The sequence below is a fragment of the Synechococcus sp. R55.7 genome (genome assembly GCF_047461955.1).
Classification (GTDB): Bacteria; Cyanobacteriota; Cyanobacteriia; order Thermostichales; family Thermostichaceae; genus Thermostichus.
Genome location: NZ_JANSIC010000071.1, coordinates 10,041 through 11,669, shown reverse-complemented (window position 1 = coordinate 11,669; position 1,629 = coordinate 10,041). Strand labels below are relative to the sequence as shown.

3 protein-coding genes are annotated in these 1,629 nt (G+C 62.0%); all 3 read right to left on the bottom strand.

From position 1 onward, the window contains the following. Positions 1-692 (bottom strand): HAD family hydrolase (locus NW820_RS05505; RefSeq protein ID WP_414406903.1); only part of this gene is annotated, 692 nt, incomplete at its 3' end. Positions 693-759: 67 nt separating this feature from the next. Then, positions 760-1,413, bottom strand: coding sequence for a YqiA/YcfP family alpha/beta fold hydrolase (locus NW820_RS05500; protein WP_414406902.1), 654 nt, complete (start codon positions 1,411-1,413; stop codon positions 760-762). A 12-nt stretch (positions 1,414-1,425) separates the two neighbouring features. Beyond that, positions 1,426-1,629, bottom strand: a 204-nt coding sequence (secG, locus tag NW820_RS05495) for a preprotein translocase subunit SecG (RefSeq protein ID WP_414406901.1), incomplete at its 5' end; no start/stop codon positions are given.

Sequence of the window (1,629 nt, the reverse complement as noted above, 5' to 3'; positions counted from 1 at the left end):
AGTGTGGCCAACTCCGCAAAGCTGTCCACCACCACATCTGCCCCGGCGTGGCGCAGTTCCTCGGCGGTGAAAGCCGTGGTGAGGCCCACCGCAAAACAGCCAGCCCCCTTAGCGGCGCGGATCCCATGGGTAGAATCTTCAATCACCCAACACAACGCCGGATCCAACCCCACAGCGGCAGCCGTTTTCAGGTAAGGCTCTGGGTCGGGCTTGGCCCGCTGAATGTCTTCGGCGGTAATCACCGCGTCAAACCAGCGGTGCAGGTCGAAGCGCTGGAAAATCTGCGCTTGATCCCGGCGGATGGCCGAAGTGGTGACGGCCAGGGCAGAAAAGCGCTGGCGGCTGGCCGCCAAAAACTCCAGCACCCCCGGCACCAGGGGTACCTCTGCCAGCAGCTCGCCAAAAGCCTTGGCCTTTTCCTCGATCAAGCGCTGCACCAGCAGGGGCCGTTCTGCAGGTGGGGTGTCCGTCTGGTGTTGGACAAGGTACTCGAACATGTCGCGGTCGGTGCGCCCCTTGAACTGCAGGGAGATGGGGGCCAAATCCAGGGATAGGTGGCAGCGTTGCAGGGCAATGGCCCCGGCGCGGGCATGGATTGGTTCCGAATCCACAATCACCCCGTCCATATCGAAGAGCAAGCCGGCAGTCACGTCAGCCTTCCCCTGTTGTAGGCACAGCACTTTGGATTGCATAGACATTATCGCTACGCGACGCTTTCGCGAATGGGCAAGCACGGGACAGGGATCCCCTTTAACAACCCTACTGCCCCGTCTCCATCCCCCACCCGCAGAAGCGGCTGGTGATCTGCCAGATGGGATCCAACACATCCGTCAGGGCGTGGTCACTCTCCACCGCCACCAGTTGGGCCCAGGGGCGACGGGCCACATAGTCTCGACTGGCTTGAATGGGGATGGTGTCGTCTTGGATCCCGTGCACAATTAGGGTGGGCACAGGCCGTCGTAACCCCCCATCCGGGTAGCGCTGGGCATCGGCAACAAAGCCGTACTCCAAAGGGAGAGGGCGGCCTTCTCCGTAGTGGAACACCATGAGTTGTCCGGTTCGCCGCCAAGTCTCCACCGCCTCTGCCCCCAGCCGCGGCAGCCAATGGCCTAAAAAGCCAAAAGCCGGCGCCAAGAGCACCAAGCGCTGCACGCAAGGTTGTCGTTCGGCAACCCAAGCAGCCACCAGGCCCCCCAAGCTAGAGCCGATGAGGGTGACAGGGGGGTAGTTCATCTCGGCAAGCTGGCTGGAAACCTGCTGGATCTGGCGGGTCAAGGTGAGCTGGGCAAAATTGTCCTGGTTCAGATCAGGCACCTGAACAGGGATCCCCACCTGCTGCAGCCGCTGCCGAAAGAAAGTTGCCTTGGCCGACTGCGGCCCAGAGCCGAATCCATGCAGGTAAATCGCCAACACGGAAAGGGATCCCTATGGCCCTGTGGCTGCCGAGAGCCAGCCCGCCCCCAACACCACGCTGATGGAGAGGAAAAGGGTCGCTACCGTCCAGGTGATGCGGTTGAGGTTTTGCTCAGCACTCTTGGAGCTGGAGAACAGCTGGGCCTGCCCGCCAATGCCCGCCAACCCATCCCCCTTAGGGCTGTGCAGCAGCACCAAGATCACCAGCAAGATGGC